Below are 12,314 nucleotides of genomic sequence, written 5' to 3'. Positions count from 1 at the left end.
GGCGATAGTGGGGTTTGAACGGAGCGCGCGCAACCATGTCCAAGCCAGATCAACCCTATAGCGACGGTTTCTGGTGGTCCAATGACGGGCTGCGGCTGCATTTTCGCGATTATCCTGCGCGGCCCGAAAACGCGCATCGCCCGCCGATCCTCTGCATCCCCGGCCTCACCCGCAACGCACGCGATTTCGAACAGGTCGCAGCTCGCCTTGCGGGCGACTGGCGCGTGATCTGCGTCGACCTTCGCGGGCGCGGCGACAGCGCCTATGCCAAGGACGCGATGAGCTATGTCCCGCTCACCTATGTGCAGGACATGGAGGCGCTGCTGCGCGCCGAGGCTATCGAGCGGTTCGTGGCGTTCGGCACGTCGCTCGGCGGGCTGATCACGATGCTGCTCGCCTCGACCCGCCCCGGGCGCGTCGTCGGTGCGCTGCTCAACGATGTCGGGCCGCAGCTGGAGCCCGAGGGGCTGGCGCGCATCCGCGATTATGTCGGCCAGGGCCGCTCGTTCCCCACCTGGATGCACGCAGCGCGCGCGTTGTCCGAAGCGCAAGGCGCGGTCTTCCCTGGCTATGGCGTGAGCGAATGGCTGGACCTTGCCAAGAAGACGATGAAGATCGGCGCGGGCGGGCGCATCGTCTATGATTACGACATGAAGATCGCCGAACCGTTCGCGGTGCCGGGCGGCGAGGCGGGGGTCGATTTGTGGCCCGCGATGGCGGGGCTCTCGCCCGCGGCGGTGCTGATTGTGCGCGGCGCGCTTTCCGATGTGTTCAGCGAGGCGACGGCGCAGCGGATGCTGACGATGCTGCCGCAGGGCCGGTTGCTGACGGTCGAGAACAAGGGCCACGCGCCGACGCTCGAAGAGCCTGAAGTGGCCGCCGCGATCGACGATCTGCTCACCCGCGTCGATGCCGCGGTGCTTGCGACCCACCCGTAAGCGGTTATAGCCTCGAGCCCATGAAGCCCCCTGCCAAATCCGCGACCCGGCCCGCGCGCATCCTGCATCTGCACAGCACCTTCGACCTGGGCGGCAAGGAGGCGCGCGCGGTGCGGCTGATGAACCATTTCGGGCCGCAAGCGCACCACACCATATTGACGGCGGTGCCCGGCGCGCTGGGCGCGCGGCCTGCGATCGCGCCCGGCATCCGCGCCGATTTCCCGACCGATGCGCCCTCGCTGGCGGGCAAGCCCAGCATCGCGCGCTACCGGCAGTTCGTCGACTATTTCAAGAATTTCGACCTGATCCTCAGCTACAACTGGGGTGCGATGGATGGCGTGATGGCGCGCACCATTTTTGCCGGCACCACGCCACTGCCGCCGGTGATCCACCACGAGGATGGCTTCAACGAGGACGAGGCGGTGCGCCTCAAGCGCAAGCGCAACTGGTTCCGCATCATGGGGCTCGCGCGCACCGAGGCCTTGGTGGTCCCCTCGCACACGCTCGAGCGGATCGCCTTCGATATGTGGAAACAGCCCGACAGCCGCGTGCGCCGCATTCCGAACGGCATCGATATCGCAGCGTACGCCAAGCGCCCGCAGCGCGGCGCGATGCCCGGCTTCCAGCGCCGCGATGGCGAGATCGTGATCGGCACGCTCGCAGGCCTGCGCGCAGTCAAGAACCTGCCCCGGCTGGTCCGCGCCGTCGCCGCGCTCGATATGCCGGTGCGGCTGGTGATCGTGGGCGAGGGGCCCGAACGCGCCGCGATCGAGGCCGAAGCCGCGCGCGTCGGCCTGACCGATCGCCTGCTGATGCCGGGCTTCCTCAAGAACCCTGCGCGCTATATCGGCCTGTTCGACATCTTTGCTCTGTCGTCGGACAGCGAACAGCAGCCGATCTCGGTGATGGAAGCAATGGCGGCAGGGCTTCCGGTGGCCGCGCCGATGGTGGGCGACGTCGCCAACATGGTCGCGCCGGATAACGCGATCCTGCTGGGCGAACCGGGCAGCGAGGCCGGCCTGATCGACAACCTCAAGCGCCTCGCCAGCGACCCCGCGCTCCGCGCGTCGCTGGGGGCAGCCAACCGCGCGAAGGCCGAGGCCGAGTTCGATGAGCGCAAGATGCTGGAGAGGTATGCGGCGCTGTATGGGCGAGCGATGGGGCGGCCGGAGTTTGGGCGGTAAACAACTTTGCCGACTAGGGTGAGGCGGTTGGCGCATTGACAATAGACCGCACTGAGTGCTACCTTTTGGCACATGAATGCGGTCGCCTCAAAACCTGCCCGCGTGTTCAAAACCGCTTGGTTCGCCAAAGCGGCCCGCAAGGCGCGTATCACTGACGGTGAATTGTGCGTTGCGATTGCGCAGGTCATGCTGGGGCAGGCCGATGATCTTGGCGGCGGCGTTTTCAAGAAGCGCCTCAACAAGAACCAGCATCGCGCGATCATTGTCGCCAAGGTGGGGCGGCACTGGATGTATGAATATCTGTTCGCAAAGAAGGACAGGGCCAACATCGAGAATAACGAACTGGCGGCCTTTCGGAAGCTGTCCAAGATTTATGAGACACTGACCGAAGCCCAGATTGCGCACTTGCTTGCCGATGGCGACATCATGGAGATTTGCAATGACGACCAAAACTAAATTTAAGAGCGATGCTTTCGAGGCGATCCACGCCTCTGCCGCTGCGCTGCGCAAAGTGGGGGCTATCGATAAGGCGACCATGCGCACTTTCGACGAAAGCTGCCTGTCAGCGCCACCCGCCTTCAAGCCCGAGCAGATCAAGCAACTGCGCGAAGCCCATCGCGTGAGCCAGCCGGTGTTTGCGCGTTATCTCAACACCAGCGAAAGCACCGTAGAGAAATGGGAAACCGGTGCCAAACGCCCCAGCGGTATGGCGCTCAAACTGCTGGCGATTGTGCAGAAGCATGGGTTGGGGGTGCTGGCTTAGGCTGGGGCGTGTCGGTGTTTCAGGTGCATTTTGATATCAAACCATATGGCATCGGCAAGTCATGCTTAGATGCCGGGTGTGTTTGTGGGCACAGATGTCCTCAGAATTCAAGCGAAGCGGCCACGGTGGGTTTATTACCGGAAAAGCTACCGCCGGGCCGTTCCCGGCGGTAGTTCGTTTCAGACCACAATTGAAAAATCCTTGCCCCCCCATTGGACTCCGGCGCATTCACAGGCTCGCTTAAGCCATGCCTCCGTTTCCTGGGCGGAATTGTTGGTACCGTACCACCAACCGCTGCCCAAGGAGGCGGCATATTTCTCGGATAGCCCCTTTGCATCGTACAGGTGTGCGGCATCATGTGCGACGATACGCTTCGTCGTAGTTTTGATCTTCGATAGCTTGTCGAGAGTTCCCGGACGATGCTTCTCAAGCGCTATCAGCCCAGCGGCGAGCAAATCCTTCAGCGAGTACAGGGTTGTCGTTTCTCCAAAAACAGAGAGGCAATATTCTCCCCGCCGACGACTCGCCTTCTTGGGGACAGGAGCGATTTCAACGCTTCCGCTTGCGGGAATAACCTTCTCGTCTGCAAGGTCGATGATCGAGACCGGCTGAAAGGTTTCGGTCTCAAGCGACAACTTCGTCGGACTAAGTACGCGAACATTATAGGTCCTCTGCGGATCCGCTGTGGCAAGAAGTGAAAGCAATTTAGTGGTGGATACATAGGACACGACAGCCATACGACAGTTCCTTTCAAGACGCAGTCGTATCCTTATAAGGATATCCTAATAAGTTAGCAACTCCTTATAAGCTAAGTCCCGGTAGGGCCATCAGGAAAGTACGCACTGCCGCCGGCTGCCGACCATGCCACCCCGCACCTCGGCGTAAAATTTCTTCCTTCACCCCCAAACCCCACCAATCCGCTCCGCCAGCACCCCACGCACTCGCGCCACCACCGCTTCGGGCACCGCGTCCGCCTTGCGCACCAATAGCCCCAAAGTCCGCATATGCGCGAAGTCTTCCATCGGAACGCGCGCTACCCCCGGCGCGGTGAAGCAATCCGGCATCACCGTCACGCCCACGCCTGCGGCGACCAGCGCCAGGATGCGATCGTCGTTTCGCGAGCGGGCGGCGAAGAAGGGGCGGACGCCTCTTGCCGTGAAGTGCTGGCTGGTCGCGGTGAGCAATTCGCAATGGCGGCGCACCAGCATCACGTTGTCGGCGAGCTCGTGCGCGGCGATCGAGGCGCGCTGGCCAAGCGGGTGGCTGGCGGGCAGGGCGAGGCCATAGCCTTCGGATGCCACGGGATCGAACTGCGCGCGATGCCGTCCCTGCGGCTCGGTGGTGATGGCCATGTCGATCCGCGCCGCGTCCAGCCGGTCCTGCAGCTCGCTCGCGCGGCCCTCGACGAATTCGGTGCGCAGGCCGTCGATCTCGCCCAAAGACCCGGCCATCGCGGCAATGATCGCCGTGGGGATGCTCGAGAGGACGCCGAGCCGGATGATGGCATCGGGTCGGCCCTGCTTCATCGCCTCCTCGGCCAGGTTGAACTGTGCCTCGATGGCCCTTGCGTGCTCGGCGAATTGTGCACCCGTCGGTGTCAGATCGACCCGCCGATTGGAGCGGTGGAACAGGCGCTGCCCCACGCTTTCTTCCAGCCGCGCGATGCCCACCGAGAGCGTCGGCTGAGTGACGTTGAAACTTTCTGCCGCGCGGGTGAAATTGCCATGCTCGACCACGGCGAGGAAGTAGCGCAGCAGATAGCGTTCGATCATAGACACCGTCTAGGATAAACCCCGGTCGATATCAATTTTCCTTTGTTGACCGCTCGGGCTAAAAGCCGCTTCAATCGAACGATAAACGAGAGGATGCCTTTTCATGTCCACGCTCCCCGATTTCGACTTCGCGCTCGGCGAGGCTGCGGACATGATCCGCGACACCACCGCACGCTTCGCCGCCGACAAGATCGCGCCGATCGCTGCGAAGATCGATGCCGAGGACTGGTTCCCTGTCGAGCTGTGGCCGCAGATGGGCGAGCTCGGCCTGCACGGCATCACCGTGAGCGAGGAAGACGGCGGCCTCGGCCTCGGCTATCTGGAACACGTCATCGCGATGGAAGAGGTGAGCCGCGCGAGCGCCTCGCTGGGGCTGTCCTATGGCGCGCATTCGAACCTGTGCGTCAACCAGCTGCGCCGCTGGGGCAATCCGGAGCAGAAGGCGAAATATCTGCCCGGGCTGATCTCGGGCGAGCATGTCGGGTCGCTGGCGATGTCCGAAGTGGGCGCTGGGTCCGACGTGGTCTCGATGAAGCTCAAGGCCGAGGCTGTGCCAGGCGGATACCGGCTCAACGGCACCAAGTTCTGGATCACCAACTCGGCTTATGCTGAGACGCTGATCGTCTATGCCAAGACCGGAGAGGGATCGGGCGGGATCACCGCGTTCATCATCGAAAAGGATATGCCGGGTTTCAGCATCGGCCAGAAGATCCAGAAGATGGGGATGCGCGGCAGCCCCACCGCAGAACTGGTGTTCAACGATTGCTTCGTGCCGGAAGAGAACATCATGGGCCCGCTGAACGGCGGCGTCGGCGTGCTGATGAGCGGCCTCGATTACGAGCGCGCGGTGCTGGCCGCCGGGCCGCTGGGCATCATGCAGGCGTGCCTCGACGTGGTGCTGCCCTATGTGCGCGAGCGCAAGCAGTTCGGCCAGCCCATCGGCGCGTTCCAGATGGTGCAGGCCAAGGTCGCCGACATGTACGTCGCGCTCAATAGCGCCCGCGCCTATGTCTATGCGGTGGCCCGCGCCTGCGATGCGGGCAAGACAACGCGGTTCGATGCCGCAGGCGCGATCTTGCTCGCCAGCGAGAACGCGGTGAAATGCTCGCTGGAGGCGATCCAGGCTTTGGGCGGGGCGGGCTATACCACCGACTGGCCGGTGGAGCGCTTCCTGCGCGATGCCAAGCTGTACGACATCGGCGCGGGGACCAACGAGATCCGCCGCTTCCTGATCGCGCGCGAACTGATCGGAGCGCGTTGATGTCTGCCCCCACACTCGACACCAAGATCGACACGAATTCAGAGACCTACCGCGCAGCATATACGCACAATATTGCTTTGCGCGATGAGCTGTGGAGCAAGGTCGGCGAGGCCGCGCTGGGCGGCAACGCCAAGTCGCGCGAGCGGCACACATCGCGGGGCAAGCTGCTTCCTCGGGAAAGGGTTGAGCGGCTGCTCGATCCGGGCGCGCCGTTCCTCGAGATCGGCCAGCTGGCAGCATGTGACCTGTACGATGGCGAAATTCCCGGCGCGGGGATGATTGCAGGCATTGGCCGCGTCTCGGGTCGCCAGTGCATGATCGTGTGCAACGACGCCACGGTCAAAGGCGGCACTTACTATCCGATGACGGTGAAGAAGCACCTGCGCGCGCAGGAGATTGCCGAGGCCAACCGGCTGCCGTGCATCTACCTCGTTGATAGCGGCGGCGCGAACCTGCCGCACCAGGCCGAGGTCTTCCCCGACCGCGAGCATTTCGGTCGCATCTTCTTCAACCAGGCGAACATGAGCGCCAAGGGCATCCCGCAGATCGCGTGCGTGATGGGCAGCTGCACCGCCGGCGGCGCATACGTCCCCGCGATGTCCGACGAGAGCGTGATCGTGCGCAACCAGGGCACGATTTTCCTTGCAGGGCCTCCGCTGGTCAAGGCCGCGACGGGCGAGGAAATCAGCGCCGAAGACCTGGGCGGCGGCGATCTGCACGGGCGCAAGTCGGGCGTGGTCGATCATGTCGCGGAGAATGACGAGCACGCGCTGACCATCGTGCGCGACATCGTCTCGCACCTGGGGCCGATCCCTCAGCCGAATATCGATCTGCGCGATCCGCGCGCGCCGAAGTTCGATAGCGAAGAGCTGTACGGCATCATCCCGTCGGACGTGCGCGCGCCGTATGACGTGCACGAGGTGATCGCGCGGCTTGTCGACGGGTCCGAGTTCCACGAGTTCAAGGCGCTGTACGGCAGCTCTTTGGTGTGCGGGTTCGCGCATATCTGGGGAATGCCGGTCGCGATCCTCGCCAACAACGGCGTGCTTTTCAGCGAGAGCGCGGTCAAGGGCGCGCATTTCATCGAACTCGCTTGCCAGCGGCGCATCCCCTTGCTGTTCCTGCAGAACATCAGCGGCTTCATGGTCGGGGGCAAGTACGAGGCGGAAGGCATCGCCAAGCATGGCGCCAAGCTGGTCACCGCAGTGGCGACCGCGAGCGTGCCCAAGGTCACCGTGCTGATCGGCGGCAGCTTCGGCGCGGGCAATTACGGCATGTGTGGCCGGGCCTATTCGCCCCGCTTCCTGTTCAGCTGGCCGAACTCGCGCATCAGCGTGATGGGCGGCGAGCAGGCGGCCTCGGTGCTGGCGACGGTCCACCGCGACGCCGAAAGCTGGACGCCCGAGCAGGCGGAAGCCTTCAAGGCCCCGGTGCGGCAGAAATACGAGGACGAGGGCAATCCGTACTACGCGACCTCGCGCCTGTGGGATGATGGCATCATCGACCCCGCGCAAACGAGGGACGTGCTGGGCCTGGCGTTCGCGGCGTGCCTCAATGCGCCGGTCGAGGAGGGCACGCGGTTCGGCGTGTTTCGGATGTGAGGGGGGTGGAGGGGCAGCCCCCACGTCACCCTGAACTTGTTTCAGGGTCCATCTCGCCTGCCGCGCGGCGGCACAGGATCAAAACCAAAGCCCACCGCCAGATCGATCCACTGAGGGTTTTCGCTTTCGATCAGGTTGATCTTCCACTGCCGGTGCCAGCGTTTGAGCTGCTTTTCCCGTTCGATCGCGCCTTCCATGGTATCGAACAGTTCAAAGCGGACGAGGCGATGGACGCTGTAGCGCGAGGTGAAGCCCTTGATCTCGCTAGTGCGGTGCTGGTGCAGACGACCGATCAGGTTCGATGTTACGCCGATGTACAGCGTGCCATAGGCGTCGCTGGCCAGAATGTAGACGCACGGTTGCCGGTCCATCAGGCCCCTAGCAATGCCGCACCATGGACCCTGAAACAAGTTCAGGGTGACGAAGAAGGTTGCACCCCATGCTGAAATCCCTCCTCATCGCCAACCGCGGCGAGATCGCCTGCCGGATTATCCGCACCGCCCGCGCCATGGGTGTGCGCACCGTTGCGGTCTATTCCGACGCCGACGCCAGGGCGCTGCATGTGCGGTCTGCCGATGAGGCGGTGCATATCGGGCCGTCGGCTGCGCGCGACAGCTATCTGGTGGGCGAGAAGATCATCGCCGCGGCCAGGCAGACCGGCGCGGAGGCGATCCATCCGGGCTATGGTTTCCTGTCCGAGAACGCGGAATTCGCGCAGGCCGTGATCGCTGCCGGGCTGATCTGGGTCGGCCCCAAGCCGGATTCGATCCGCGCGATGGGGCTCAAGGACGCAGCAAAGAAGCTGATGGATGCCGCAGGCGTGCCGACCACGCCGGGCTATCTGGGGGACAATCAGGACCCTGATTTCCTTGCCGAGCAAGCCGCCAAGATTGGCTATCCGGTGCTGATCAAGGCGGTCGCGGGCGGCGGCGGCAAGGGGATGCGCAAGGTGGATGCACCGGCGGACTTCGCCGACGCGCTCGTCAGCTGCAAGCGCGAGGCGGCGGCGAGTTTCGGCAATGATGTCGTGCTGCTCGAAAAGTGGATCGAAAGCCCGCGCCATATCGAGGTGCAGGTGTTCGGGGACAGCCACGGCAACGTCGTCCATCTGTTCGAGCGCGATTGCTCGCTGCAGCGCCGCCACCAGAAGGTGATCGAGGAAGCGCCTGCACCCGGCATGGACGAGGCGACGCGCGAGGCAGTGTGCGGCGCGGCGGTGCGCGCGGCCAAGGCGGTGGATTATCAGGGTGCAGGCACGATCGAATTCATCGCCGACGGCTCCGAAGGCCTGCGCGCCGACCGCATCTGGTTCATGGAAATGAACACGCGGCTGCAGGTCGAGCATCCGGTGACAGAAGAGATCACCGGGGTCGATCTGGTCGAATGGCAGCTGCGCGTAGCGAGCGGCGAGCCGATCCCGCTCAGGCAGGATGAGCTGGCCATCAACGGTTGGGCGATGGAAGCGCGGCTCTATGCGGAGGACCCGGCCAAGGGGTTCTTGCCGAGCATCGGGCGATTGGCGCATTTCTCGCACTACAGCGATTACGGCGACCGGATCGAAACCGGTGTCGAAGAGGGCGACCAGATTTCCCCCTTCTACGATCCGATGATCGCGAAGCTGGTGTCGACGGGCGAGGATCGCGAACTGGCGATCGACAACCTGAAATCGCTTTGCGAGACGGTCGAGGTGTGGCCGGTCAAGACCAATGCGGGGTTCCTGGCCCGGCTGCTGGACGAGCAGGCGTTTCGCGACGGCCATGTCGAGACCGGGTTCATCGCGGCGAATCTCGATCGGCTGGTAACCAAGCCTGATCCGCAGGGCCTGGACGAAGCGGTAAGGTTGCTGGTTCCGCGCCATGTCCGTGATGTTCCCCATGGGCTGCGCGGCTTTCGCTTGAATGGCGCGCGTCTGGCCACCGGGGTCTTTGCGGTGGACAGTGTGCCGCGCACGCTCGCGATCGATCACAATGCAGAGGTTGACTATGTCGGCATGCTGCGGTGGCAAGAACATGACGACGGCATCGTGATGTTCGAGCAGGGGGAGCCTTATACGGTGGCCCTGGCTTCCGTGCGCGGCTCGGGCAGTGGTGCCGCCTCCTCCGGCTCCATCCTCTCTCCCATGCCGGGCAAGGTCATCGCGGTGGATGTGACCGCAGGCCAGTCGGTCACCAAGGGGCAGAAATTGCTGACGCTCGAGGCGATGAAGATGGAGCATTCTTTGGTCGCGCCGTTCGATGGCGTGGTGGCAGAGCTCAACGCCAGCGAGGGCGCACAGGTGCAGGTCGATGCGCTGTTGGTGCGCATCGAGGCGGTGGAAGCGTAAATGGCAGGCAAGTTTTTCGACGAGTGGCAGATCGGCGACCGGATCGAGCATGAGATCCGCCGGACTGTGACCGAGACCGACAATCTGCTGTTCAGCACGATGACGCACAATCCTCAGCCGCTGCATCTCGATGTCGAGGCGGCGAAGGCGAGCGAGTTCGGGCAGATCCTCGTCAACGGCACCTTCACCTTCAGCCTGATGATCGGGCTGTCGGTTGGCGATACAACGCTGGGCACCTTGGTGGCGAACCTGGGCTATGACAGGCTCGTCATGCCCAAGCCGGTGTTCATCGGCGATACCATGCGCGCGACCAGCGAGGTGACCGAGCTGAAAGAATCGAAATCGCGCCCCAACGCCGGGATCGTCACCTTCACGCATGAGCTGATCAACCAGCGCGGCGAGGTGGTGTGCCGCTGCCTGCGCTCGGCGCTGATCAAGAAGCGGGACGCCTGACGCTGCGCCGGTTTTCGCCCGCCGTCCAGTGACGATAAGCGGCAATTCAATAGCTTGTCGTTTTTCGTATACTATTTGCTTGACCATCTGATTGCATGCTGCGTCTAATGTGGCTCGTCCAACGCAGCTACGTCCGGGGTCTCACCATGCGCGCATCACGTCTTCTGGTTTCGCTTCTGCTGGGGGCTGCGAGCCTCGGGGCAGGCCCGGTTTTCGCACAGGAAGCCGCGCCTGCAGCGGCGACGGTGAAGCCCGCCCCCGGCCCAATGGATGCCAAGCTGCGCGCGCTCTACGATGCCGAATGGGAATGGCGGCAGAAGGAATATGCGCAGGTCAAGGAGGGCGGCCGCTGGGTGCAGGGGGATCGCTTCTCGGACGAAACCGCCGAGGCGCAGGCGCGGCGGCTGGCCTATTGGACCGATGTCCTCAAACAGCTCGATGCCATTCCGATGGACCAGCTGTCGCCCGACGAGCAGGTCAATGCCGCGGTGTTCCGCCAGTCGGTGTGGGAGAATGCCAACAGCATCGAGTACAAGACCTATGAAGCCCCGTTTAACAGCGACACCTTCTTCTGGGGCGGGCTGAACCCGCGCCAGGGCTTTGGCAACGCCACCGGCTACAAGCGCTATCTGGGGCGGATGAACGACATCCCGCGCTTTTTCGACGAAAACATCGTCAACATGCGCGCTGGTCTGGCGCGCGGCTATACGGTGCCGCGTGTCGGCATCGAGGGGCGCGATGCGACGATCGAGGCCTATACCGTCGCGGGCGAGGCCAACCCGTTCTACGACGCCTTCCGCGTGATGCCGCAGAACATCGCGCCGGACGAGCAGGCCAGGCTGCGCGCCGAGGCGCTGAAGGCGATTGAGACGTCGGTGGTGCCGGCCTATGCCAAGCTGCTCAATTTCATGCGGTCCGAATACATGCCCAAGGCACGGACTCAGATCGACGCCTATTCGCTGCCCGATGGCAAGCGCTTCTACCAGGATCAGATCAAGCTCTATACCACGCTCGACCTGACGCCCGAGCAGATCCACGAGATCGGCCTGAAGGAAGTCGCGCGGATCGATGCCGACATGCAGAAGACGATGCGCGAGACGGGGTTCAAGGGCACGTTCCCCGAATTCCTGCAGTTCATGCGCACCGACCCGCAATTCTACGCTAAGACTCCGCGCGAGCTGCTGTCCTACGCGGCTTATGTGACCAAGCGGATGGATGGCAAGCTCAAGGAAACGTTCAATTTCCTGCCGCGCTACCGCTTCACCATCCTGCCGGTGCCCGATGTCATCGCGCCGATCTACACCTCGGGACGCGGCGGGCTGGATAGCTGCCTGTTCAACACCTACGACCTGCCGTCACGGCCGCTGTACAACCTGACCGCGCTGGCGCTGCACGAGTGCATTCCGGGGCACAGCTTCCAGGCCGCCGTCGCGCTGGAAGCGCCCGACCGGCCCGATTTCCGCCGCCAGACCTATTTCTCGGGCTATGGCGAGGGCTGGGGCCTGTACACCGAATGGCTGGGGACCAAGCTGGGCCTGTACGAAACGCCTTATGAAGAGTTCGGCCGCCAGACCTTCGAGATGTGGCGCGCGGTGCGGCTGGTGATCGACACCGGCATCCATACCAAGGGCTGGAGCCGGCAGAAGGCGATCGATTATCTCGCCGGGCACACCGCGCTGGCGCAGCGCGATGTCGAGACCGAGGTGGATCGGTACATTTCCTGGCCCGCGCAGGCGCTGGCGTACAAATTGGGCGAGATATCCTTGCGCAAGATGCGCGCCAAGGCAGAGGCCGAACTGGGCACCGCGTTCGACCAGCGGCCGTTCCACGACACCTTCCTCAATCTGGGGTCGGTCCCGCTGCCGGTGATGGAGCAGAAGATGGAAGAGTTCATCGCGGCCGAAAAGGCCAAGCTCGCCAAGGCGGGCAAGTGAGCCTCTTTACCCGCTGTGAATTCGTCACCCCCGCGAAGGCGGGGGGCCCGCTGTCGTCGCAGAGTGTGTCGCAAAAGCGGGATCC

12 protein-coding genes are annotated in these 12,314 nt (G+C 63.6%); 9 read left to right on the top strand and 3 right to left on the bottom strand.

Going from position 1 to position 12,314, the window contains the following annotated elements:
- Positions 1 to 35 precede the first annotated feature (35 nt).
- The 4 genes from LI72_RS14350 to LI72_RS14335 all read left to right on the top strand — a co-directional run bounded on the left by LI72_RS14350 (position 36) and on the right by LI72_RS14335 (position 2,885).
- Entirely contained in the window at positions 36 to 938 is a 903-nt protein-coding gene (locus LI72_RS14350; RefSeq protein ID WP_033926612.1) for an alpha/beta fold hydrolase, read from the top strand.
- A 20-nt stretch (positions 939 to 958) separates the two neighbouring features.
- Positions 959 to 2,122, top strand: a complete 1,164-nt coding sequence (locus LI72_RS14345; protein WP_033926611.1) for a glycosyltransferase family 4 protein — start codon at positions 959 to 961, stop codon at positions 2,120 to 2,122.
- Between the two features lie 72 nt (positions 2,123 to 2,194).
- Entirely contained in the window at positions 2,195 to 2,578 is a 384-nt protein-coding gene (locus tag LI72_RS14340; protein WP_033926610.1) for a type II toxin-antitoxin system RelE/ParE family toxin, read from the top strand.
- A complete protein-coding gene (locus LI72_RS14335) occupies positions 2,562 to 2,885 on the top strand; it encodes a helix-turn-helix domain-containing protein (protein WP_033926609.1) in 324 nt (107 codons plus the stop codon). The genes LI72_RS14340 and LI72_RS14335 overlap by 17 nt, the downstream gene beginning before the upstream one ends.
- Positions 2,886 to 3,064: 179 nt before the next feature.
- Here the strand turns inward: LI72_RS14335 and LI72_RS14330 are convergent, their stop codons facing one another.
- Both LI72_RS14330 and LI72_RS14325 read right to left on the bottom strand, forming a co-directional pair.
- The gene (locus LI72_RS14330; RefSeq protein WP_033926608.1) at positions 3,065 to 3,622 is read right to left on the bottom strand and encodes a hypothetical protein; all 558 of its coding nucleotides are present in this window, start codon (positions 3,620 to 3,622) and stop codon (positions 3,065 to 3,067) included.
- Positions 3,623 to 3,781: 159 nt separating this feature from the next.
- Positions 3,782 to 4,657, bottom strand: coding sequence for a LysR family transcriptional regulator (locus LI72_RS14325; RefSeq protein WP_033926607.1), 876 nt, complete (start codon positions 4,655 to 4,657; stop codon positions 3,782 to 3,784).
- 103 nt (positions 4,658 to 4,760) lie between these two features.
- On the opposite strand from LI72_RS14325, the gene LI72_RS14320 reads away from it, so the two are divergent.
- Entirely contained in the window at positions 4,761 to 5,918 is a 1,158-nt protein-coding gene (locus tag LI72_RS14320) for an isovaleryl-CoA dehydrogenase (RefSeq protein WP_033926606.1), read from the top strand.
- Positions 5,918 to 7,519, top strand: a complete 1,602-nt coding sequence (locus tag LI72_RS14315) for a carboxyl transferase domain-containing protein (RefSeq protein ID WP_033926605.1) — start codon at positions 5,918 to 5,920, stop codon at positions 7,517 to 7,519. Before LI72_RS14320 ends, LI72_RS14315 begins: the two co-directional genes overlap by 1 nt.
- A gap of 41 nt (positions 7,520 to 7,560) precedes the next feature.
- Here the strand turns inward: LI72_RS14315 and LI72_RS14310 are convergent, their stop codons facing one another.
- The gene (locus LI72_RS14310) at positions 7,561 to 7,890 is read right to left on the bottom strand and encodes a GIY-YIG nuclease family protein (RefSeq protein ID WP_033926604.1); all 330 of its coding nucleotides are present in this window, start codon (positions 7,888 to 7,890) and stop codon (positions 7,561 to 7,563) included.
- Between the two features lie 68 nt (positions 7,891 to 7,958).
- Here LI72_RS14310 and LI72_RS14305 point away from each other — a divergent pair, with 68 nt between their 5' ends.
- The 3 genes from LI72_RS14305 to LI72_RS14295 all read left to right on the top strand — a co-directional run bounded on the left by LI72_RS14305 (position 7,959) and on the right by LI72_RS14295 (position 12,229).
- Positions 7,959 to 9,842, top strand: coding sequence for an acetyl/propionyl/methylcrotonyl-CoA carboxylase subunit alpha (locus LI72_RS14305; protein ID WP_033926603.1), 1,884 nt, complete (start codon positions 7,959 to 7,961; stop codon positions 9,840 to 9,842).
- A complete protein-coding gene (locus tag LI72_RS14300; protein WP_033926602.1) occupies positions 9,843 to 10,295 on the top strand; it encodes a MaoC family dehydratase in 453 nt (150 codons plus the stop codon).
- Between the two features lie 146 nt (positions 10,296 to 10,441).
- Positions 10,442 to 12,229, top strand: coding sequence for a DUF885 family protein (locus LI72_RS14295; protein ID WP_081985046.1), 1,788 nt, complete (start codon positions 10,442 to 10,444; stop codon positions 12,227 to 12,229).
- Positions 12,230 to 12,314: the final 85 nt, after the last annotated feature.

Source organism: Sphingomonas sp. 35-24ZXX (genome assembly GCF_000786215.1).
GTDB lineage: Bacteria > Pseudomonadota > Alphaproteobacteria > Sphingomonadales > Sphingomonadaceae > Blastomonas.
The sequence above is the reverse complement of the archived record's forward strand: the minus strand, read 5'-3'. Positions and strand labels throughout refer to the sequence as shown.

Excerpts from the sequence above, each read along its gene's own strand:
- LI72_RS14330 (WP_033926608.1), bottom strand. The coding sequence starts at position 3,622 with ATGGCTGTCGTGTCCTATGTATCCACCACTAAATTGCTTTCACTTCTT.
- LI72_RS14340 (WP_033926610.1), top strand. The coding sequence starts at position 2,195 with ATGAATGCGGTCGCCTCAAAACCTGCCCGCGTGTTCAAAACCGCTTGG.
- LI72_RS14335 (WP_033926609.1), top strand. The coding sequence starts at position 2,562 with ATGACGACCAAAACTAAATTTAAGAGCGATGCTTTCGAGGCGATCCAC.
- LI72_RS14350 (WP_033926612.1), top strand. The coding sequence starts at position 36 with ATGTCCAAGCCAGATCAACCCTATAGCGACGGTTTCTGGTGGTCCAAT.
- LI72_RS14320 (WP_033926606.1), top strand. The coding sequence starts at position 4,761 with ATGTCCACGCTCCCCGATTTCGACTTCGCGCTCGGCGAGGCTGCGGAC.
- LI72_RS14315 (WP_033926605.1), top strand. The coding sequence starts at position 5,918 with ATGTCTGCCCCCACACTCGACACCAAGATCGACACGAATTCAGAGACC.
- LI72_RS14305 (WP_033926603.1), top strand. The coding sequence starts at position 7,959 with ATGCTGAAATCCCTCCTCATCGCCAACCGCGGCGAGATCGCCTGCCGG.
- LI72_RS14325 (WP_033926607.1), bottom strand. The coding sequence starts at position 4,657 with ATGATCGAACGCTATCTGCTGCGCTACTTCCTCGCCGTGGTCGAGCAT.
- LI72_RS14310 (WP_033926604.1), bottom strand. The coding sequence starts at position 7,890 with ATGGACCGGCAACCGTGCGTCTACATTCTGGCCAGCGACGCCTATGGC.
- LI72_RS14295 (WP_081985046.1), top strand. The coding sequence starts at position 10,442 with ATGCGCGCATCACGTCTTCTGGTTTCGCTTCTGCTGGGGGCTGCGAGC.
- LI72_RS14345 (WP_033926611.1), top strand. The coding sequence starts at position 959 with ATGAAGCCCCCTGCCAAATCCGCGACCCGGCCCGCGCGCATCCTGCAT.
- LI72_RS14300 (WP_033926602.1), top strand. The coding sequence starts at position 9,843 with ATGGCAGGCAAGTTTTTCGACGAGTGGCAGATCGGCGACCGGATCGAG.